The sequence below is a fragment of the Campylobacter sp. 2018MI13 genome (genome assembly GCF_018501135.1).
GTDB lineage: Bacteria > Campylobacterota > Campylobacteria > Campylobacterales > Campylobacteraceae > Campylobacter_E.
The window spans coordinates 1-256 of sequence record NZ_JAHCZC010000321.1; the positions used below are offsets into that span (position 1 = coordinate 1).

Here is a 256-nt window from a genome sequence, read left to right on the forward strand (position 1 = left end):
GTTCCTTATTTTCAACTGAAGGTTCTTTATTCTCTACTGAAGGTTCTTTATTCTCAACTGAAGGTTCCTTATTCTCTACTGAAGGTTCCTTATTCTCTACAGAAGGTTCTTTATTTTCAACTGAAGGTTCTTTATTTTCAACTGAAGGTTCCTTATTCTCTACAGAAGGTTCTTTATTTTCAACTGAAGGTTCCTTATTCTCTACAGAAGGTTCCTTATTCTCTACAGAAGGTTCCTTATTCTCTACAGAAGGTTC

At 34.8% G+C, this 256-nt stretch carries 1 protein-coding gene; it reads right to left on the reverse strand.

Annotated features, from left to right (window positions below):
• The coding region (locus tag KJQ99_RS10210) for a hypothetical protein (RefSeq protein WP_214150781.1) at window positions 1–256 on the reverse strand (256 nt) is incomplete at both ends.